The 21,351-nt window shown below is 61.8% G+C and carries 13 protein-coding genes; all 13 read left to right on the forward strand.

Features of this window, described 5'->3' with window-relative positions; genetic code table 11:
• Window positions 1-5: 5 nt before the first annotated feature.
• The 13 genes from ACIOVF_RS05680 to ACIOVF_RS05740 all read left to right on the forward strand — a co-directional run bounded on the left by ACIOVF_RS05680 (window position 6) and on the right by ACIOVF_RS05740 (window position 21,337).
• Window positions 6-194, forward strand: coding sequence for a hypothetical protein (locus tag ACIOVF_RS05680; protein ID WP_195883366.1), 189 nt, complete (start codon window positions 6-8; stop codon window positions 192-194).
• A gap of 189 nt (window positions 195-383) precedes the next feature.
• Window positions 384-1,124 (forward strand): flagellar basal body rod protein FlgF, encoded by a 741-nt coding sequence (locus tag ACIOVF_RS05685; RefSeq protein WP_401288103.1) that lies wholly within the window; start codon window positions 384-386, stop codon window positions 1,122-1,124.
• 45 nt (window positions 1,125-1,169) lie between these two features.
• Complete coding sequence (flgG, locus tag ACIOVF_RS05690; RefSeq protein ID WP_045200246.1) at window positions 1,170-1,955, forward strand: flagellar basal-body rod protein FlgG; 786 nt, start codon at window positions 1,170-1,172, stop codon at window positions 1,953-1,955.
• 54 nt (window positions 1,956-2,009) lie between these two features.
• Entirely contained in the window at window positions 2,010-2,705 is a 696-nt protein-coding gene (flgH, locus tag ACIOVF_RS05695; protein ID WP_045200248.1) for a flagellar basal body L-ring protein FlgH, read from the forward strand.
• A 12-nt stretch (window positions 2,706-2,717) separates the two neighbouring features.
• Window positions 2,718-3,827, forward strand: coding sequence for a flagellar basal body P-ring protein FlgI (locus ACIOVF_RS05700; protein WP_010224970.1), 1,110 nt, complete (start codon window positions 2,718-2,720; stop codon window positions 3,825-3,827).
• An 11-nt stretch (window positions 3,828-3,838) separates the two neighbouring features.
• Window positions 3,839-5,038: a flagellar assembly peptidoglycan hydrolase FlgJ gene (gene flgJ / locus ACIOVF_RS05705; RefSeq protein WP_045200250.1), complete on the forward strand. Its 1,200-nt coding sequence runs from the start codon at window positions 3,839-3,841 to the stop codon at window positions 5,036-5,038.
• A gap of 10 nt (window positions 5,039-5,048) precedes the next feature.
• Entirely contained in the window at window positions 5,049-7,097 is a 2,049-nt protein-coding gene (gene flgK / locus ACIOVF_RS05710; protein ID WP_045200252.1) for a flagellar hook-associated protein FlgK, read from the forward strand.
• Between the two features lie 13 nt (window positions 7,098-7,110).
• Complete coding sequence (locus ACIOVF_RS05715; protein WP_045200258.1) at window positions 7,111-8,685, forward strand: flagellar hook-associated protein 3; 1,575 nt, start codon at window positions 7,111-7,113, stop codon at window positions 8,683-8,685.
• A 73-nt stretch (window positions 8,686-8,758) separates the two neighbouring features.
• On the forward strand, window positions 8,759-12,325 hold the full coding sequence (locus ACIOVF_RS05720; RefSeq protein WP_045200260.1) for a glycosyltransferase: 3,567 nt from the start codon (window positions 8,759-8,761) through the stop codon (window positions 12,323-12,325).
• A 57-nt stretch (window positions 12,326-12,382) separates the two neighbouring features.
• Window positions 12,383-15,178: a glycosyltransferase gene (locus ACIOVF_RS05725; protein ID WP_401288110.1), complete on the forward strand. Its 2,796-nt coding sequence runs from the start codon at window positions 12,383-12,385 to the stop codon at window positions 15,176-15,178.
• A gap of 210 nt (window positions 15,179-15,388) precedes the next feature.
• Window positions 15,389-18,973, forward strand: coding sequence for a glycosyltransferase family 2 protein (locus ACIOVF_RS05730; RefSeq protein ID WP_401288113.1), 3,585 nt, complete (start codon window positions 15,389-15,391; stop codon window positions 18,971-18,973).
• Window positions 18,974-19,302: 329 nt separating this feature from the next.
• Window positions 19,303-20,232, forward strand: coding sequence for a ketoacyl-ACP synthase III (locus ACIOVF_RS05735; protein ID WP_401288115.1), 930 nt, complete (start codon window positions 19,303-19,305; stop codon window positions 20,230-20,232).
• Window positions 20,233-20,488: 256 nt separating this feature from the next.
• The gene (locus ACIOVF_RS05740) at window positions 20,489-21,337 is read left to right on the forward strand and encodes a flagellin domain-containing protein (RefSeq protein WP_045200267.1); all 849 of its coding nucleotides are present in this window, start codon (window positions 20,489-20,491) and stop codon (window positions 21,335-21,337) included.
• Window positions 21,338-21,351: the final 14 nt, after the last annotated feature.

The raw sequence follows: 21,351 nt of genomic DNA on the forward strand, positions 1-21,351 counted from the left end.
CGATCATGTTGCAGCGATGGCTGCTGGCGCTGTTTGCCGTGCTGTTGATGAGCCAGGTCTGGGCCGATGCCGCGCCCTGGTATCGCTGGGAAAGCCAGGTCACCGGGCGCCTGGTGTGCGCGCAGTTTTCCCCGGGCGAGGGCTGGAAGCGTTTTGCCGGTCCTTTCAATAACGCGGCCTGCCGCGAGTACTAAGCTTGCCGCTAGCGGCAAACCGGCGCCGTAATTTCGACGGCGCTTTCTCCATGCGAGTCTTCGCGCAGCGCTGAAACCCTTGTTCTATTGGGCTTTTGGGTCTTTTGCAAAAGTTGGTTTGAAACTTGCTACAGGCACTGCAGAGCAGCGGCGGACGGCAAGTGTTCGCCAGCGCAGCGGAGGATGACTGTGGACAAGATGCTATACGTGGCCATGACCGGCGCCAGCCAGAATGCGCTGGCGCAAAAGGCCCATGCCAACAACCTGGCGAACATTTCCACCAGCGGTTTTCAGCGCGACCTGGAGCAGGCGCGTTCGATGCCGGTGTTTGGTGACAGCTTTCCGGCGCGGGCCTACGCCATGACCGAGCGCCCGGCCACCGATTTCAGCCCGGGCTCGATGCAAGAGACCGGCCGTGACCTGGACATCGCCATCGGCGGCGCCGGCTTCATCGCCGTGCAGGCCCCGGATGGCAGCGAAGCCTATGTGCGCACCGCCAGCCTCAACATCGACGGCCTGGGTGTGCTGCGCGCCGGCAACGGCATGCCGGTGATGGGCAATGGCGGGCCGATTGCCGTGCCGCCAGAGCAGAAGGTCGAGATCGGCCAGGACGGCACCATCAGCATCCGCGCCATGGGCGAAGGCCCGCGGGTCATGGCCGAGGTCGACCGCATCAAGCTGGTCAATCCGGACCTCAAGACCATGACCAAGGGCCTGGACGGCATGATCCACACCAAGAGCGGCCAGCCCGCACCTGCCGACGCCAACGTCCAGGTGGTTTCCGGTTTCCTGGAGTCAAGCAACGTCAATGCGGTCGAGGAAATGACCTCGGTGCTGGCGCTGTCCCGTCAATTCGAACTGCACATCAAGATGATGACCACGGCCAAGGAAGGCGACGAAGCCATGGCTCGGGTTTTGCAGATCGGCTAATTACACAGACGTAGCGCCGTAAAACAGGCGCGCGAGGAGAACAGCATGCTTCCGGCTCTTTGGGTCAGTAAAACCGGTTTGTCCGCCCAGGACACCAACCTGACGACCATTTCCAACAACCTGGCCAACGTCTCGACCACCGGCTTCAAACGTGATCGCGCCGAGTTTCAGGATCTGCTCTACCAGATCAAGCGTCAGCCAGGCGCCCAGTCGACCCAGGACAGCGAGCTGCCGTCGGGTCTGCAAGTGGGTACCGGTGTGCGCATTGTCGGCACCCAGAAAAACTTCAGCACCGGCAGCCTGCAGACCACCGAGAATCCGCTGGACATGGCGGTCAACGGTCGTGGCTTCTTCCAGATCCTGCAGCCGGACGGCACGGTTTCGTACACCCGCGACGGTACCTTCCACCTGAACTCCGACGGCCAGATCGTCACCGCCAACGGCTTTGCCCTGGAGCCTGCGATTGTCGTGCCGCCAGAGGCGCAGACCTTCACCGTTGGCCAGGATGGCACCGTGTCGATCACCACTGCTGGCAACCCGGCGGCGCAGATCATCGGCAACATCCAGACCGCCGACTTCATCAACCCGGCCGGCCTGCAGGCCATGGGCGGCAACCTGTTCCTGGAAACCGCCGCCAGCGGCGCGCCGCAGATCGGTACCCCGGGCCTCAACGGTTTTGGCGTGATGCAGCAGCAAACCCTGGAAAACTCCAACGTCAGCACCGTTGAAGAGCTGGTCAACATGATCACCACCCAGCGGGCCTACGAAATGAACTCCAAGGTCATTTCCACCGCCGACCAGATGCTCTCGTACGTTACCCAGAACCTGTAAGTGAAGTCTTCGAGGTCGCTTGAACGGCGCCTGTTACACCGTGAGGTCAGAGTCATGAGTCGTTTGTTATCCGTGCTTGCCCTGAGTGGGATCGCCTTGCTGGCCGGCTGCGTCGCGCCGACGCCCAAGCCCAACGATCCTTACTACGCGCCGGTATTGCCGCGCACGCCATTACCGGCGGCGGCCAACAACGGCTCGATCTACCAGGCCGGTTTCGACCAGAACCTGTACAGCGACCGCAAGGCTTTCAGGGTGGGTGACATCATCACCATTACCCTCAACGAGCGCACCCAGGCAAGCAAGAACGCCAACTCGCAGATTGCCAAGAACAGCAAGGCCGATATCGGCCTGACCTCGTTGTTTGGCGGTGGCTTGACCACCAATAATCCATTTGGTGATGGCGATCTGAGCCTCAGTGCCGGCTACAGCGGCGACCGTGCAACCAAGGGCGACAGCAAGGCGGCTCAGGGCAATACCCTGACCGGCTCGATCACTGTCACCGTGGCCGACGTGTTGCCCAACGGCATCATTGCCGTGCGCGGCGAGAAGTGGCTGACCCTCAACACCGGTGATGAGCTGGTACGTATCGCCGGGATGATCCGTGCCGATGACATCGCCACCGACAACACCGTGCCTTCGACCCGTGTTGCCGATGCGCGCATCACCTATTCGGGTACCGGCTCGTTTGCCGACGCCAGCCAGCCTGGTTGGTTTGACCGGTTCTTCATCAGCCCGCTTTGGCCTTTCTAGGTTCGGATGACCATGTTCAACTTCAAGCAGCTGATTGCCGCTACGATTCTGCTGTCCACTGCGTTCGCCGTGCAGGCCGAGCGTCTGAAGGACATCGCCAGCATTTCCGGCGTGCGCACCAACCAGCTGATCGGCTACGGCCTGGTGGTGGGGCTCAACGGCACGGGTGACCAGACCACCCAGACGCCGTTCACCCTGCAGACCTTCAACAACATGCTCTCGCAGTTCGGCATCAAGGTGCCGCCAGGCTCGGGCAACGTGCAGCTGAAAAACGTTGCCGCGGTGTCGGTGCATGCCGACCTGCCGGCGTTCGCCAAGCCGGGGCAGGTGGTGGATATTACCGTCTCCTCGATCGGCAACTCCAAGAGCCTGCGCGGTGGCAGCCTGCTGATGACTCCGCTCAAGGGTATCGATGGCAACGTCTACGCCATTGCCCAGGGCAACCTGGTGGTCGGCGGTTTCGATGCCGAAGGCCGCGACGGCTCGAAGATTACCGTCAACGTGCCGTCGGCCGGTCGCATCCCCGGTGGTGCTTCGGTCGAGCGCGCCGTGCCCAGTGGTTTCAACCAGGGCAACAGCCTGACCCTGAACCTTAATCGCCCGGACTTCACCACCGCCAAGCGCATCGTCGACAAGGTCAACGAGCTGCTCGGCCCGGGTGTGGCCCAGGCCCTGGACGGTGGTTCGGTACGGGTTACCGCGCCGCTCGATCCAAGCCAGCGGGTCGACTACCTGTCGATTCTCGAGAACCTTGAGATCGATCCGGGCCAGGCTGTGGCCAAGGTCATCATCAATTCGCGTACCGGTACCATCGTCATTGGCCAGAACGTCAAGGTGTCGCCGGCGGCGGTCACCCACGGCAGCCTGACCGTGACCATTACCGAAGACCCGATCGTCAGCCAGCCGGGGCCGTTCTCCAATGGCGAGACTGCCGTGGTGCCGCGCTCACGGGTCAATGCCGAGCAGGAAGCCAAGCCGATGTTCAAGTTCGGCCCCGGTACCACCCTGGATGAAATCGTCCGTGCGGTGAACCAGGTGGGCGCCGCGCCCGGCGACCTGATGGCGATCCTCGAAGCCCTGAAACAGGCCGGCGCCCTGCAAGCCGACCTGATCGTGATCTGAGGGGGCTGGCCATGGATATGCCTAAAAGTGCTTTCAATGCCGCCGACAGTGGTGCCTACACCGACCTCAATCGCCTGAACTCGCTGAAGGTTGGTGATCGCGACAGCGATGCCAACCTGCGCAAGGTGGCCCAGGAATTCGAGTCGCTGTTTCTCAACGAGATGCTCAAGTCGATGCGCTCGGCCAGCGATGTACTGGCCAAGGACAACCCGCTCAACACCGAGACCACCAAGCAGTACCAGCAGATGTACGACCAGCAGCTGGCGGTGAGCATGTCCCGCGAGGGCGGCGGTATCGGCCTGCAGGAAGTGCTGATGCGCCAGCTGTCCAAGCAGAAGGCCAGCGCTGCGAGCAACAACAGCCCGTTCCCGCGCGTGGATATCCAGCAGCGGCCGTTGTGGGCAAGCAAGGTTGCCGAGCCTGCGCGCAGCGAAGAAACCGCCGTCACCCGCAACGACATGGCGGCGCTCAACTCGCGGCGCCTGGCGCTGCCGGGCAAACTCACCGATCGCCTGCTGGCCGGCATCGTGCCGTCCGCCGGTGCCGTCGCTGCCACCACCAACACCGCAGCCTTGCCGCAACGCACCACGGCCATGACCGATGCCGTGGTCAAGGGTGACTGGCAGTCGGCGCAGAGCTTTGCCGCGCCGGGCTCAATGCGCATTTATGGCCGCGCCGTGGCCCAGCCGCCGCTGGCGCCGGCCAAGCGCGCATTCGGCTCGTCGGATGAATTTGTTGCCACCATGCTGCCAATGGCCGAGCAGGCTGCCAAGCGCATCGGTATCGATCCGCGCTACCTGGTGGCCCAGGCGGCGCTGGAAACCGGTTGGGGCAAATCGGTCATGCGCCAGGCCGATGGCAGCAGCAGTCACAACCTGTTTGGCATCAAGGCTACCGGCAACTGGCAGGGCGGCCAGGCGCGGGCGATCACCAGCGAGTTTCGTGACGGGCAGTTCGTCAAGGAGACGGCAGCGTTCCGTTCCTACGATTCCTACCAGGACAGCTTCCATGACCTGGTCAGCCTGCTACAGAACAACGCGCGCTATAAAGAAGCGGTCAAGGCTGCCGATAAACCGGAACAGTTTGTACGCGAGCTGCAGAAAGCCGGATACGCAACCGACCCGGACTACGCGAGCAAGATTTCGCAGATCGCCAAACAGATGAAATCGTACGAAAGCTACGCAGCGATTGGCACTACAACGAAACTATAAGGTTTGAACCATGGCGAGTTTGATCAACATCGGGATGTCGGGGCTCAACGCCAACCAGGCGGGCCTGCACACCACGGGTAACAACATTGCCAATGCCGATGTTGCCGGTTATTCGCGCCAGCAGAATGTGCAGCGGTCCAACGGCGCGCAGCAGGTTGGCGGTGTGTTCATCGGCACCGGCACGACCCTCTCCGATGTGCGTCGGGTGTACAACGCCTACCTTGAAAACCAGTTGCGTACCACCACCTCGCTGAGCAGCGATGCCGCCTCGTACCTGAAGCAGGTCGGGCCGATCGACCAGATGCTGTCGGGCGCCGACACGGGTATCACCGGCGCCTTGAAGAGCTTCTTCAGTGCCTTGCAGAGCGCTGCTGCCAAGCCCAATGAAGATGCCTCGCGTCAGCTGCTGCTGACCAGCGCGCAATCGCTGAGCAAGCGCTTCAACACCATCGCCAGCCAGCTCAACGAGCAGAACAGCAACATCAATGGCAACCTCGCTTCGATGGCCGACCAGGTCAACAAGCTGACGGCAACCATTGCCCAGTACAACGATCAGATCTCCAAGGTGGCGGTGGTGCAGGGCACCCCCAACGACCTGCTCGATCAACGCAACGAGGCGGTGCGTCAGCTCTCCGAGCTGGTCGGTACCCAGGTGGTCGAGCGCGAAGGCAACCTCGATATCTACCTGGAAAACGGCCAGCCGCTGGTGTTGGGTAAAACCACCAACAACCTCGAGACCGCGCCGAGCAAGACCGACCCGACCCGATTTGTCGTGCAGCTCAACCGTGGCAGCACCACCATGGACGTTACCTCGAGCCTTCGCGGTGGCGAGATCGGCGGCCTGCTGCGCTATCGCAGCGAAGTGCTCGACCCGTCGCTGAACGAGCTGGGGCGCGTGGCCCTGGTCATGGCCGATCGGATCAACAGCCAGCTGGCCCAGGGTATCGACAAGAACGGCGAGTTCGGCGCGGCCCTGTTCAACAACATCAACAGCCCCGAACTGATCAGCCAGCGCAGCATTGCCCAGGCGGGCAACAGCGCAGGCTCCGGCAACCTCGATGTGACCATCAAGGACACCGGCAAGCTGAGCACCAGCGACTATCAGGTGACCTTCACCAGCGCCACGGGTTACAGCGTCAAGAAGCTGCCGGAGGGCAGCGTGGTCGGTTCCTATGATCTCAATGACGATCCGGCACCGGTCATCGACGGTTTCAGCCTCAACCTCAATGGCGGCGCGCTGCAGGCCGGTGACACCTTCAAGATCACCCCGACACGTAATGCCGCGACCAACCTGGACACCGTCCTTACCGACCCCAAGCGCCTGGCGCTGGCATCGCCGCTGACGTCTACCAGTGGTGCCGGCAACCAGGGCACCGGGATCATCGGCCAGCCCAACCTGACCTCGACCCTGGACATCTACGACCCGGCCCAGCGCCTGGATCTGCAGAATGGCCTGAAGTACTCGACCCCGGTCAAGCTGGTGTTCGGTGACGAAAAGGCCAACCCGCAGACCTACAAGCTGCTCGATGCCAAGGGCGGTACCCTGGGTAGCGGCACCATTATTCCCGGTCAGGAAAACAAACTGCAGTTCTCGGTGCCGATGGTCGATTCCACCGGCGCGCCGATCAAGGATGCCAGCGGCAACCAGAAGTCCTTCACCTTCGAGATGAGCGTCTCGGGTGCACCCAAGCAGGGTGACAACTACACCATCGGCATGACCGGCTCGGGTTCGGACAACAACCGCAACGGCCAGGCGCTGATTGACCTGCAGACCAAAGGTACGGTTGAAGTCGGCGCCAACGGCAAGGGCATCAGCCTCACCGACGCCTATGGCAAGCTGGTGGAAAACGTCGGCGGCAAGACTGCCCAGGCGCAGATGGACGTCGACTCTACCGGCGCCCTGCATGAGTCGGCCCGGGGCGCACGCGATTCGCTGTCGGGCGTACAGCTCGACGAAGAAGCCGGCAACCTGATCAAGTACCAGCAGTACTACACGGCCTCGTCGCAAATCATCAAAGCGGCGCAGGAAATTTTCTCCACGCTGATCAACGCCCTTTAAGGAGTGGTAGACCGTGCGTATTTCTACTTCCCAGTTTTACGAAACCAGCTCCGCGAACTATCAGCGCAACTTTTCCAACGTGGTCAAGACCGGCCAGCAGGCCAGCGACAACATTCGTGTGCGTACCGCTGCCGATGATCCGGTAGGGGCTGCGCGCCTGCTGCAACTGCAACAGCAGAGCAACCTGATCGACCAGTACGATGGCAACATCACCAACGTGCGCAACAGCCTGGGCACCTCCGAGTCGACCCTCAACGGCATTACCAACATCCTGGCGCGGGTCAAGGAACTGGCCATCAGCGCCGGCAGCGGTGGCTACACCGACGCCGACCGCAAGGCCGATGCCCAGGAACTGACCCAGCTCGAAGAGCAGCTCTACAGCCTGATGAACAGCCGTGACGAGAACGGCAAATACCTGTTCTCCGGCTCCCGTGGCGACACCCCGCCCTACGTGCGTAATGCCGATGGTACCTACACCTACCAGGGCGACCAGAGCACCCTGAGCCTGCAGGTCGGTGACATGCTCACCATGGCTACCAACGAGAGTGGCTACAGTGTGTTCGAACAGGCGCTGAACACCAGCCGCAGCCAGACCACGCTGACCTCGCCGGCCGTGGATGACGGCCGTGTCAGTCTGTCCAATGGCCAGGTCTCGGGCAGCACCCAGTACAACGATCGTTTCCGTGGTGGCGAGCCGTACACCATCACCTTCACCAGCAGCACGCAGTTCAAGATCACTGACGCAGCCAACAACGACGTGACCCTGGAAGCCACCGGTGAAGGCGCCTTCGACCCGAAAAAGCCGGCCAACATCACCTTCCGTGGTGTCGAGATGCGCCTGGACATCAACCTGACGGATGCCGACAAGGCCAACCCGGACGCGGTCATCGCCGGTCACAGCTTCTCGCTAAGCTCCAAACCCGACGAAGTCAGTGGCTCGCGCAGCGCCGGCAATACCTCGTCATCGCAGATCACCGGAGCCAAGATTACCGACCAGACGGCGTACCACAATGCCTTTCCTGGCGGTGGCGCGATCATCAAGTTCACCAGTGCCTCGGCCTATGAAGTGTATGCCCAGCCAATGGGGCCGGATGCGCGCCCGGTGGCCACTGGCAACCTGACCGGTACCCCGGCGACCAAGGCCAATATTGCCGGTGTCGACTTCGACTTCTCGGCAGTGCCGGCTAGCGGCGACCAGTTCTCGGTCAAGGTCGATACCCATCAGACCCAGAATATCCTCGACACCATCTCGGAGTTTCGCAAGGCGCTTGAATTGCCGGTCGACAACAACCTGGCGGCGCGGCAGAAATACCAGGGGGCGTTGCAGTCGGCCATCGGTAACCTGGAAAGCGGCGCCAACAAGGTTGCCGAGGCGATCAGCTCGATCGGTGCCCGGGGTGCCGCCCTGGACGTCCAGGCCGATACCAACGAAAGCCTGAAGATGGCCAATACCAAGACCCAGAGTTCGATCCGCGACGCCGATCCGGCCGATGTGCTGATCCGCCTGAACCTGCAGCAGACAATGCTGCAGGCGTCGCAATTGGCGTTCACCAAGATCTCCTCGCTGAGCCTGTTCAACCGGCTCTGATACATCTTTGCGCAACATCACCGGGTGATGCCCCCTGCCGGCATCACCCGGAACCCTCTCCAGGCCTACCACTATGATCGAACAACCCCTCGTCAGCATCGCCATTCCTGCCTTCAACCCCGAGTTCTTCAGTCGCGCGCTGCTCAGTGCCATCTCCCAGAGCTACACCAACCTCGAGGTCATCGTTTGCGACGACAGTCAGGGGGACGAGATCAAGGCCATTTTCGATGAGAGGGTTGCGCAGGCAAGCTGCGAGCTGCGCTATTCGCGCAACCCCGCGACCCTGGGCTTTGCCGGTAACCTGCTGCAATGCCTGGAGCACTCCCGGGGCGAGTTCATCAAGTTTCTTTGTGACGACGACTGGCTGATCGAAAACTGCATCGAGCAACAGGCGCGGATCATGGCCGATTGCCCCGAGGTCAACATGGTGGTCAACCACCGGCTGATCTGCGCGGCGGACGAGACGCTGTTGCCGCCGCGGCCGGCCAACTGCGTGATTGCCCCTTGCAGCGCGATCCTCAACGGCGGTGACATGCTCGATGCGGTCACCAGCAAGGTTCCCAACCTGTTTGGCGGCATCAGTCACATGCTCATGCGCCGGGCTGCGGTAGAGCAGTACCTGCCGCAGTTGGTGCAGCAGGGCGCAGGGTTCGTTGCGCGCCTGGACATGGCGCTGTACATGTGCCTGTTGCGCCGTGGGCACCTGGCCTACCTGTCTAACATGCTCAGTATCGAGCGGGTCCATGCCGGGCGTCTGAGCCATCAGGCCGGCATCACCCTTGCACACAAGACCGAGAGCGAATGGTTGCAGCAGATGCTCGCCGCCAACACCGGCGAAGCGCCGCCGGCCACCGGCTGGATTCGCTACGTGGCGCTTGAGGATTTTCGCCCAGGCGAGACGCTGGAGTGGGACGAATATGAACTGACCCGGTTGTACGCCGGGCAGATGGGCCACTATCAGCAGCAAGTCGGTACCCACAGCCTGAGCTTTGCCGAGCTCTATGCCGAGTGGCTTGAGTGCCGCACTTTGTCGCCCGCGCAGATCAGCCTGCTGCCCAAACGGATCGAGCAATGGCCACGACAACCGCGCATCGTTGCTGTGGTGTTCGATCCACAGGGCGAGGCGATGCCGTTGAAGTCGACACTCGACAGCCTGGCCGCCCAGTCTTATGCGCCGCATCAGGTCTGGGTGCTTGGCACTCAAGAGCCGCCTGCGAGTGATGCGGGTGTCGAGTACAGCGCTTTGCGTGGCAATGGTTTTGAACAGCTCAATGCGCGGATCGCCAGGGCCGAATCGGCAGACTGGGTGTTGCTGCTACGCGCCGGTGATCGCCTGCATCCTCATGCCCTGGTGATCATGGCCGAGCGCCTGGCCTTGCACACGGACCGGTTGTGCCTGTACACCGATGAGGGCAGTGACGATAACCTGCAGGTTGGCCAGCCGATCTTCAAACCCGACTTCAACCTCGATCTGATGCGCAGCTTCCCCTACGTCGGACGAATGCTGGCCTTCGAGCGGACCCGGCTGTTGGAGCTGGGCGGCTTCACGGCTGATTATGACGTCCTGGCGCCGCAAGATCTGCTCTGGCGGATGGTTGAAAGCCATGGTTTGCAGGTGGTCGAGCACGTCGCCGAACTGCTGGTGCAAAGTCAGTACAGCTATTCCAGCTGGCAGTCCGAGCCGGCCTGCCTGGCCCAGGCACCACGCGTATTGCAGGCGCACCTGCAGCGCCTGGGTATCGAGGCCGAGCTGGTATCGGCCGAAAACAGCATGTTGACCCGAGTGCTGTACCAGCACGCTGATACGCCCGCGGTGTCGATCATCATCGTGGCCGGGCAAGACCTGCAGGCGCTTCGGCGCTGTGTCGAATCGATTTTCGAACACACCGCCTACCGCAACTATGAAGTACTGATCGCCACCAAGGGTGACGAGCCTCAGGACCTGCAGTCCTGGCTTGCTGCGATGCGGCAACTGGGCAGCGATCAGTTGCACATTGTCCAGTCCGAGGACAGCGCCGGGCAGCAACTGATCAACCAGGCCGCCGAGCAGGCGCGAGGCAGCTATCTGTTGCTGGTCGACCCTGGCTGCCTGATGTTCGATGGCCAGTGGCTGAGCGAATTGATGCGCCAGGGCCAGCGTCCGGAAGTCGGCATTGTCGGTCCGAAGATGTGTAGCAGCGCCGGCATGGTGGTCAATGCCGGGCTGCTGCTGGGTGTGCATGGCCTGGCGGGAAGCCCGTTCTACGGTCAGCCGGTCGATGCCGGTGGTTACATGAACCGCTTGCTTGCGGTACAGAACCTCAGCGCTGTCAGCGCCCATTGCCTGCTGGTGCGGCGCGACCTGTTCGATGCGCTGGGTGGTCTGGATGTCCAGGCATTCAGCGTTGAGTTGCTCGACGCCGATTTCTGCCTGCGTGCGCGTGAGCAGGGTTACCTGGTGGTCTGGACACCGTTTTCGATGGTGGCGCGCCTGCCAGTCGAGCAGGTTGTCGACACCAAGGCGATAGAACGGGACCAACGCGCCTTCTACCAGCGCTGGCTGCCCCTGGTGGCCAACGATCCGGCCTACAACCGCAACCTTAGCCTGAAGCTGTCCAGCTACAATCTGGAACCGGGTTTGCGTAGTGGTTGGGACCCGTTCATCAGCCGGCCATTGCCCTATGTGCTGGCGTTGCCGGTCAACACCACGGCGGTTGGGCATTACCGGGTGGTGCAGCCATTTACCGAGCTGGAGCGGGCCGGCTGGATCCAGGGTCAGCTGGATTACGCCACGCCCAACACTATCGAAATGGAGCGTTGCAAGCCGGACTCGATCATCCTGCAGTGCCGTTACATGGCCAGTACCATTCGGGATATCGAGCGGGTCAAAACCTTTTCCAGTGCGCGGCGAATCTACGAGATCGACGACTACATCATCGACGTGCCGAAAAAGAATGCGCACAGCCGCAACATGCCGCAGAACATGCGCGAACTGGTGAGCCGCGGCATTTCCCTGTGCGACCGTGTGGTGGTGTCGACCCAGCCGCTGGCTGATGCGCTGTCGAGCATGCACCATGATATCCGGGTGGTGCCGAACATGCTGGCGATGCACATGTGGAGCGACCTCAAGAGCCATCGACAAACTACCCTCAAGCCGCGTGTCGGCTGGGCTGGGGGCACCAGCCATCAAGGTGACCTGGAGCTGCTGGCCGAGGTGGTCCGGGAGCTTGCCGACGAGGTCGACTGGGTGTTCTTTGGTATGTGCCCGGAGGTGCTCAGGCCCTACGTCAAGGAGTACCACACCGGCATTGCCATGTCGCTCTATCCGCAGAAGCTGGCGAGCCTGAACCTGGATCTGGCGCTGGCACCGCTGGAAACCAACCTGTTCAACGACTGCAAGAGCAACCTGCGCTTGCTCGAGTATGGCGCCTGCGGCTTCCCCGTGGTGTGTTCCGATACCAAGGCTTATCAGGGCTACCTGCCTTGTACGCGGGTGGCCGGCAACTCGACGCAGGCCTGGCTGGAAGCGATCCGCATGCATCTGGACGATCCCCAGGCCAGTTATCGCCTGGGCGATGCCCTGCGCGAAGTGGTGCTGCGCGACTTCATGCTGACACCCGACAAGCTTCAGCACTGGGCTAACGCCTGGTTGGCCGATTAACGACAGTGGCCGGCCTTGATGCTGGCCATGACAGATAACATGAGAACTAGGTGCACTATGGGCGAACAAGCAATCGGTTGTGCAGCGCTGCTGGATGACGTCACCGTCGTCTTGCTGGGTCAGGACGAGCCTGGCTATTCAGGGCGCGCCGCTCACTATTACCAGGCGCGCTTTGCACACCTGCAGACACTCGCAGCGCCGGCGTCGCAAACGTCGGTCGGTGACTGGTCCGAGCAGGTGCTGCAGACCCTGGAGCAGGTCGATACCGCGTTTGCGGTGCTGACCCTGGAGTGTGATTTCCTCCTGACCGATGGCATCGCTGCGGCGGTGGAAGCCTTGCAAGGCGACGCCGATTACGTAATGGCTCAAGGTTACTCGCTGGGTTACCAGCCTGGTAATGGCGACGTGGACTACTACAAGATCGGCTCTGCGCCCAAGGCTCAGTTGCATGCCAGCAACGCCCTGGGGCGTATTGCCGTGCATGCCGAGTACGGTTTGCAGGCGTGGCGGGCAGTGATCAGGACCGAGGTTTTGAAAACCGCGGTGCGCAGCGTGCCGGCGAACCTGTCGTTCGATAGCTGGTGTGTGGCGGTTTCCTATGGGCTGCTGGCCCAGGGCGCATCGCGGCTGCTGGCGCACACCAGTGCGATGGTTGAATACCGTCCCTGGAGTCTTTCCGAGCAGGCTCGCGAAGAGTTGCTGAGCCAGGCTGTGCGCCAGCTCCAGCACTGGGATGGCGAGCAGGCAGCGGTATTTGCCAGTGCCAGGGGCTTCGAAGTCCTCAATGCCTTCGTGCGCAATACCCACTCGCGCTGTGAGGCGCCATTGCTGTTCACTTCGCGCTGGGACAGCCTGTCGTCCGAACCACAAGTGACGTTCGAGCCAACCCAGTTTGTCGATATGCCGTACTACAACGGCAGCGTGTTCGGTCAGTTGCGCTCGAGCGAGTTCATGGTCCATGCCTGGCCCGCCGGACAGCTTCACAGCCGGGCGCTGGAAGGTACCTGGGTACGGCAGCAAGCATTGCTTGCCGAGCATCCCAACGATACCGCCGAGAGCCTCATGGCCCGCTACTGGCAGGCCTTTGCACTGGGTGTGTTCAACCCGCAGGTTTGCCAGCGCCTGCTGGCAGGCCTGGGCGAGCAGGACCAGGGGCTGCGCCGCGACCTGGGCACCTGGCTGGAGCAGCTCCAATTGCTGCCGGCTACCGCTGTGCAGACGCAGCTGGCGAGCACGCCTTCGGGCAAGGTGCTGGCGGCAATCGCTGCGGCCACCCCGGACAGCGCCGCCCGCGAGCGCATTTTTGCCCACCTGGGGAAAACCCCGGCGCCGCAGACAGCCTTTGTGGTGATCGATCTTGCGGACGATAACGCAGGTTTGCAGGATACCTTCGACAGCCTGGTCGCCAGCGGTTTGCGCAACTTCAAGATTGTCGTGCTCAAGGCCGGCGAACTGCCGGCCATCACCACGGCCCGGGATGCCCTGCACTTTATCAAGGTTACGCCGGCCAACATGGTTGCGCACCTGAACCAGGTGGTACGCCAGCTTTCCAGCGAATGGCTGCTGATGTTGCAGGCGGGCGATGTACTGGCTACCGGCGGCTTGTTGCGTTTGCAGGTCGAGCTGCCTGGCGCCCAGGCGTGCCATGCGATCTGTGCCAACGAAGTTCAGCGCGACAGCGACGGGCGCCTGCTCAGTGTCGTACGTCCTGGTTGCGACCTGGACCTGCTGCGCAGTCGTCCTGACCTGATGGCCCGGCATTGGCTGGTGCGTCGCCAGGCCGTTGTCGACCTGGGCGGTTACAGCGAAGACTGTGCGCAAGCGCTGGAATTCGATCTGCTCCTGCGTCTGGTCGAAGCCAGCGGTATCAGCGGCATGGCCCACCTGGACGAGTACCTGGTGATCGGCCAGCAAGCGCCGGAGTCGATGGCTGGTCAAGCCCTGACCACCCTCAAGCGTCATTTGAACGTGCTGGGTTACCGTGGCCAGGTCAACGAAAGTACCGACGGTACCTTCCAGGTTGACTTCCGTCATCCGCAGACCCCGCAAGTGAGCATTGTGCTGGTTGCCGATTCCGATCTCGAGCAGCTCAAAGCAAGCCTGGCAAGCGTGGTCCAGCGTACTCGCTATGCCCGTTACGAGGTGATCGTCACCTGCGAGGCGGCCAATGCCGAGGCGGTAGCCGCAGGCCTTGCCACGGTGCAGGGGCTGGGATCGCGGGTGCGCTTGTTTGCCTGTGAGTCGTCGGTGCGGGTACAGATGGTCAACCAGGCTGCGGCCCAGGCCCAGGGGCAGTACCTGGTGCTGATGTCGAGCCGCAGCGAGGTGGTGTCGCCGGCCTGGATCGAATCCCTGCTCAACCAGGCTCAGCGCCCTGAGGTGGGTGTTGTCGGTTGCCAGATGTTCGATCGCGATGGCGTCATCAGTCATGCCGGTTACGAGCTGCTCGGCAGTGGCCTGGTACGCAATGCCCGGCAGGGTGCTTCGCGTGTGCGAGTGACATTGCCCGGGCTGGAAGCGGTAAGAGGTTGCCAGGCGGTGTCGGCCGACTGCCTGATGGTGGGCAAGGCGTTGTTCGAGCAGTGTGCCGGGCTGGATGAACAGCTTGCGGGTGGTACCGATGTCGACCTGTGCCTGAAGGCTGCACAAGCCGGTTTGCTGGCGATCTGCGTACCCCAGGCGCAAGTGCTTAACATCGCAGTGCCATTGCCTGCGCGGGAACAGTGCCAAGCGCTGGTCCAGCGCTGGCCGGCAGCCTTCAGCACCCGTGTTGTAGTCGATGTCGAGCATGGCGTTGACGTTTCACGTGTAGTAGTGGCCGGTGGCAACGGCGTGCTGGAGTGGTTGCCTTAACAGGCCTCTGGCGCGAAATATGCAGAGCCGGGCGCAATGCCCGGCTTTTTCATGCCTGCGATTCGCTAAGCCCCGTGTCTACAGCCTTGTGCTCCTGCACTGGCAGGGGGGCGATGGCAGATTATTGACAGTTCGCCTCGCAGGCCACCGCCGTTGCCTGGGCAACCTGTCCTTGGCTGTCGGGTTTCCAACCAATTCTGGAGTTTGAAGATGTCGAATACCCTGGGCGTTGATGGGTATAGGCTTGAGCAGGCGATGGCTCGCTTGCAGCTGATCTATACCAAGCCGGCGCATCCCTACTATATTGCGGCGCCGGATTACCGGGAGACGTCTTCAGGAGTCTGCACGCTTCATTACCTGTGCCACGCGTTGAACCTGAGCGGCCGCGAGGCCTATATTTGCGGCGGCAAGGTGGTCAACCCCGAGCTGAAAACGCCACTGCTCGACCAGGCGACCGCCGATCGCCATATCGCCAGCGGCAAGGTGCCCATTACGGTCTATCCGGAAGTCACCAGCGGCAACCCGCTCAGCGGCAAAGTAGTCGCACGCTACCTGTTGAACGTCGAGGGCTTCCTGACGGGCAGGGCGATGGAGGAAGAGCCGGACGATCTGCTGTTCTATTACGATGCGCGGATCGCCGCCAAGAAGGGGGTCAGTGTCGCCGACCTGCTGTGCTTCCCGATTATCGATATCTCGCTGTTCAATGCACCTGATCCTAGCGTGCCTCGCCAGGGGCATTACCTGTATCAGAACCGGCATCCTCTGGATCAGGTGGACTATGCCTCGCTGCCTGCAGGCATTCGCCTGCTCAGTGTTGCCAACCCGCTGTCGCTGGTTGAACTGGCCAAGGTCCTGCGCAGTGCCGAAGTCCTGTACAGCTATGAATGGTCGATGACCTGTGCCATTGCTGTGCTATGCGGTTGCCCGGTGATCTTCATGGCCGGGCACAGCGTCGATCAGGTGTTTCTCGACGGTATCTTCTTCGGCAGGCAAGGTTTTGCCTTGTCGGATGAAACCGATGCGCTGGCGGTTGCCCGTGCCGGGGTGCAGGGGGCCTTGCAACGTTACGTCGCGGTCACCGAGCCGTTCTGGCAGCAGCTGGATGTCTTCATTGAAAAAACCCAGGCGGCAGCGCAACAGCAGGCACTGGCGGACAAGCAAGGCATGCTGGCCTGGCTCGAGCAGCGCTGCCCCGAAGAACCGCAACGCGCGGCATTGATGCAGCGCCTGGCCAGCGGCCGCGCACCGATGCTGGGTGTGCTGGTGCTGGGTAGTGACGACGCTGATCAGGCGTTGATGCGTACCCTTGAGAGCCTTGCTCCCGATCAGTGCCTTTATCGCCACCTGCAGGTGGTGACCCTCGGGGCTGCGTCGCCAGCGTCAGACGTGCCGGGTTTATCGGTGCACCACCGGCCGTGCCAGGCAGCGCAGCGTAGCGAGGTCATCAACCGGGTCGTGGCCGACAGCGGCTGCGACTGGTTCATGGTGGTCGAGGCGGGGGTGGAGTTCACCCCTGGCGGTTTGTTGCTGGTGGCCCTGGAGCTTGCCAATGCAGCCGATGCCTGTGTTGCCGCCTACGCTGACGAAGCCATGCGCATGGGCAACGGCTCGTTGGGTATTTCGCTTCGGCCAGACCTGAACCTTGATCTGCTTTTGAGCCTGCCGGCCAGTGTCTCGCCGCACTGGCTGTTGCGAAGTAGCGAGTTCCTGGCGCAAGGCGGCTTCGATACCGGCTGTGGCCAGGCGTTCGAGCTGGAGTACCAGCTGCGCCTGGTCGAGCAGCGCGGCTTGAGTGGTATCGAGCATATCAGTGAGCCGCTGTTGGTCAGCGAAGCGTTGCGCTTCGCTGACTGTGCCAGCGAGCGGGAGGTGGTAGGGCGTCATCTCAAGGCCCGGGGCTATGCTCAGGCGCACGTCGATTCGCACCTGCCTGGCCACTATCGACTGGACTATGGGCATGCCGATCAGCCCATGGTGAGCATTGTGATTTTGCTCGATGGTGCCCTCGAACAGTTCCAGCGCTGCATTGAGGCGCTGTTGCAGCACACCGACTACCCCTGCTACGAGGTCCTGTTGCTCGATCCGGGAAGTGACGAACCGCAAGTGCGCCAATGGTTGCAGGGGATCGAGCAAATCGGTGGCGATCAGTTGCGGGTGCTGTCTTTTGCCCAGGGCCAGTGCCCGGCACTGTTGCGCAATGACGCAGGGCGACTGGCACGCGGTGAGTACCTGCTGTGGCTGGATGCGACAGCGGCGCCGATTGCCAAGGGCTGGTTGCAGCAGTTGCTCAATCACGCCCAGCGTCCGGAGGTCGCAGCCGTGGGCGCCAAGCTGCTGTCGATGAACGGCAGGATTCACCACGCTGGGCTGGTTCTGGGCTTGCGCGGGCCGGTGGGACGGGTATTTGCCGGCTACGCTCACAGCGACTCCGGCTACATGCAGCGGCTCACGGTCGATCAGAATTACTCGGCGCTCAGCGGTGAATGCCTGATGGTACGCCGCGACCTGTTTGTCGAGGCCGGCGGGTTTGACGAGGCGCCTGCACTGGCGCGCTGGATGGACGTCGATCTGTGCTTGCGCCTGCGCCAGGCCGGTTACCTCAACGTCTGGACGCCTCATGCACAACTGTTGATCGACAGGCCGGCAATGGCCGATGCCAGTGTGGAAGAAGAGGACGCCCTGTATGCGCGCTGGTTGCCGGTGCTGGCCCATGATCCGGCCTACAACCGCCATCTGTCGCTGGCCCATGCCGGTGGCTTCAAGGTCGCCAGCCTGCAGCCGACCTGGCAGCCGCCACAGGGGCAGCGAGAGATGCCGGTGCTGGTGGTCCATCCGCTTGATCAGGGTGAACTGGGCTATTCGCGGGTAGTGCGTCCATTCAATGGCTTGAAGGCTGCCGGTTACATCGATGGCCGGGTGTCGCCGGGGTTGACGCCCCTGGTCGAGCTGGAGCGCCTGGCAGCGGATGTAGTGGTGTTCCAGGGTGGGCTGGATGCACCGCGCCTTGAAGTCATGCGGCGGATTCAGGCGTTCTCGCGTGCCTTTACGGTTCTGGAGCTGAGCGACTACCTGCCGGATCTGCCGGTGGGCAGTGCCCGCCGTGAGGGCCTGGGCGAGGATGTGTTCCACAGCCTGCAGCAAGCCCTGGGGTGCGTCGACCGCCTGGTGGTGCCGACGGCGGCGCTGGCACAGGCGTTTGCCGGCCTGCATGGCGATATCCGGGTGGTCGAGACGCGCTTGTCGATCGACGCCTGGCGCCATATAAAGGGGCAGCGCCGAACGGCTGGCCGGCCTCGCCTGGGGTGGGTCGGCAGCAGCGAGCAGGCAAGTGACCTGGAGGTTATCGCGCCCGTTATCAAGGCCTTGGCTACGGATGTCGAGTGGGTTTTCTTTGGCTTCTGCCCCAATAGCCTGCGGCCCTATGTACACGAGTACCACGAGGGTGTCGAAGTTCAGCAGTACCCACAAAAGCTGGCAGGCTTGAACCTGGACCTCGCTCTGGTGCCGCTGCAGCAGACCCTGTTCAATGTTTGCAGAGGTAACCAGCGTCAACTGGAGTTCGGCGCATGCGCCGTGCCGGTGATCTGTAGCGACATCGGCCAGGAGCAGGACGACTTGCCCGTGTCCCGTGTGCACAACAGCTACGAGCACTGGATCGAGGCTATTGGCCTGCACCTGGTCAATCTTGATGCTGCCCAGCGCCGCGGTGATGAGCTCAGGGATGCCGTTCATCGGTGCTGGATGCTCGACGAGGATCATCTGCAGCGTTGGCGCAGCGCCTGGTTGCCCGCCTGATCCCCAGCTGACCCCGCGTCCACCGCGTTGCCCGAGTCGATCGGCAGCCCGGTGGATGGCGTGCTCGTCCCGTGTCGCCAGCCTCCCGGGGTGCCTTTCGCAGCGTCGATACCCGCCAAACTAGCAATCTTTGATAGTCACAAAGTGCCAATGGCTGACATTTGTGATGGGTAATCTTTGTGCAACAGTGACTTGGCAGTCGAAACGGGCATCTTTAATCTATTGAGTCGTCGGGCGGTACTGGCGGGCGGGGTGCGCGCAGGCTCGCAAGCCCTTGGTTACCAGGTTCCAGTGCCCGTGAAAATCCGCATATCTATCGGGAAGCCACAATGATTGGCATCAAAAGCATTGCGAGTTACGTACCTGTCGAGGGTGTGGACAACTACGCCCAGGGTGCGAAATTCGCCAAGGACCAGGAATTCATTCTCGGCAAGATCGGTTCGACCTTCCTGCCGCGCAAAGACGCAGGCCAGGAAACCTCCGACCTGTGTGTGGAGGCGGTAAAGGCCCTGTTCGCTGCCAATCCGAGCCTGGTGCCTGAGTCCATCGACGCCCTGATTGTCGTTACCCAGAACGGCGACGAAGAAGGTTTGCCGCACACTGCAGCCATCGTCCAGGACAAACTGGGCCTGCCGACCCACGTGGCGGCCTTCGATATTTCCCTGGGCTGCTCGGGCTATGTCTACGGCTTGTATGCCATGAAAGGCTTCATGGAGGCGGCGGGGCTGAAAAACGGCCTGCTGATCACCGCTGACCCGTATTCGAAGATTGTCGACCCGCAAGATCGCAACACCACCATGCTGTTCGGTGATGCCGCGACCGTCACCTGGATGGGCGAGGGCGCCCAATGGCAATTGGGCAAGGCCAAGTTCGGAACCGACGGTGGCGGCGCTGCGCACCTGAAAGTCAGTGACGGGGTGTTCTTCATGAACGGTCGCCAGGTCTTCAACTTTGCTTTGCTCAAGGTACCGGCGCACCTGCATGAACTGCTGGGCGAAAGCCAGTTGGCACCGGCTGACATCGACCTGTTCTGTATCCACCAGGGCAGTGCGGCGATTGTCGACGCCGTCGCCCGGCGCTTCGAAGATGACCCGGACAAATTCGTCAAGGACATGGTCGAGACGGGTAACACCGTGTCGTCGAGCATTCCCTTGCTGCTTGAGAAGCACGTGCTCGGTTCGCGCCACCAGCGCGTTGCCTTGAGCGGTTTCGGTGTAGGTCTTTCGTGGGGCTCGGCGATTATCGAGCGCAACGACTGATTTCTGCGCCAGCCTGAAAATAGAGCGCTGCCGGTTGCCCGGTGGCGCTTTTTTTTATCTCCAGCATTTATGGGTAAGTGTTTTTTTGGCGTCAAACCCTTGATTTCATTGGGGTGGCAGGGTGCCATTAAAAAATTTGCAAAAACCCCTAAAGCAACCGCGCCAGACGACGATAACTATTACGAAGGTTCTCTAGGCCACACCCGGCGGATGCCAGGGCCGGAAGCCGCAGTATCCCAAACACGAGGAATTCGTCATGGCATTAACCGTTAACACCAACACTACCTCCCTGGGCGTTCAGAAGAACCTGAACCGCGCTTCCGACGCTCTGAGCACCTCGATGAGCCGTCTGTCCTCCGGCCTGAAAATCAACAGCGCCAAAGACGACGCCGCCGGCCTGCAGATCTCTACCCGTATGACCTCGCAGATCCGCGGTCAGACCATGGCAATCAAAAACGCCAACGACGGTATCTCGATCGCCCAGACCGCTGAAGGCGCGATGCAAGAGCAGGTCAACATCCTGCAGCGTATGCGTGAACTGGCTCTGCAATCGCGAAACGACTCGAACGATTCGACTAACCGTACCTCGCTGGACAACGAGTTCAAGCAGATGTCTGCGGAACTGACTCGTATCGCCCAGTCCACCCAGCTGAACGGCAAAAACCTGCTGGACGGTTCGGCTAGCACCATGACCTTCCAGGTTGGTTCCAACACTGGCGGCGAAAACCAGATCAGCATCGACCTGAGCGCCAAGTTCCTGGCCAGCGACCTGGGTATCACCAGCGCCATCACCATCGCCGGTAGCGACAGCACCACTGCCCAGACCAACTTCTCGGCTGCCATGGGCGCGATCGACTCCGCTCTGGCGAAGATCGGTACCGCTCGTGCTGACCTGGGTGCGGTGCAGAACCGTATGACCAGCACCATCAACAACCTGCAAAACATCAACGAGAACGCTGAAGCTGCTCGTGGTCGCGTACAAGATACCGACTTCGCCGCTGAAACCGCTCAGATGACCAAGCAGCAAACTCTGCAACAAGCTTCGACTTCGGTTCTGGCCCAGGCCAACCAACTGCCGTCGGCTGTACTGAAGCTGCTGGGCTAATCACTCGGTAGTTG

The organism is Pseudomonas sp. NPDC087612 (assembly GCF_044743505.1).
Taxonomy (GTDB): Bacteria; Pseudomonadota; Gammaproteobacteria; order Pseudomonadales; family Pseudomonadaceae; genus Aquipseudomonas.

Excerpts from the sequence above, each read along its gene's own strand:
- ACIOVF_RS05720 (WP_045200260.1), top strand. The coding sequence starts at position 8,759 with ATGATCGAACAACCCCTCGTCAGCATCGCCATTCCTGCCTTCAACCCC.
- flgH (WP_045200248.1), top strand. The coding sequence starts at position 2,010 with ATGAGTCGTTTGTTATCCGTGCTTGCCCTGAGTGGGATCGCCTTGCTG.
- ACIOVF_RS05740 (WP_045200267.1), top strand. The coding sequence starts at position 20,489 with ATGGCATTAACCGTTAACACCAACACTACCTCCCTGGGCGTTCAGAAG.
- flgG (WP_045200246.1), top strand. The coding sequence starts at position 1,170 with ATGCTTCCGGCTCTTTGGGTCAGTAAAACCGGTTTGTCCGCCCAGGAC.
- ACIOVF_RS05730 (WP_401288113.1), top strand. The coding sequence starts at position 15,389 with ATGTCGAATACCCTGGGCGTTGATGGGTATAGGCTTGAGCAGGCGATG.
- flgK (WP_045200252.1), top strand. The coding sequence starts at position 5,049 with ATGGCGAGTTTGATCAACATCGGGATGTCGGGGCTCAACGCCAACCAG.
- ACIOVF_RS05725 (WP_401288110.1), top strand. The coding sequence starts at position 12,383 with ATGGGCGAACAAGCAATCGGTTGTGCAGCGCTGCTGGATGACGTCACC.
- ACIOVF_RS05680 (WP_195883366.1), top strand. The coding sequence starts at position 6 with ATGTTGCAGCGATGGCTGCTGGCGCTGTTTGCCGTGCTGTTGATGAGC.
- ACIOVF_RS05735 (WP_401288115.1), top strand. The coding sequence starts at position 19,303 with ATGATTGGCATCAAAAGCATTGCGAGTTACGTACCTGTCGAGGGTGTG.
- ACIOVF_RS05700 (WP_010224970.1), top strand. The coding sequence starts at position 2,718 with ATGTTCAACTTCAAGCAGCTGATTGCCGCTACGATTCTGCTGTCCACT.
- flgJ (WP_045200250.1), top strand. The coding sequence starts at position 3,839 with ATGGATATGCCTAAAAGTGCTTTCAATGCCGCCGACAGTGGTGCCTAC.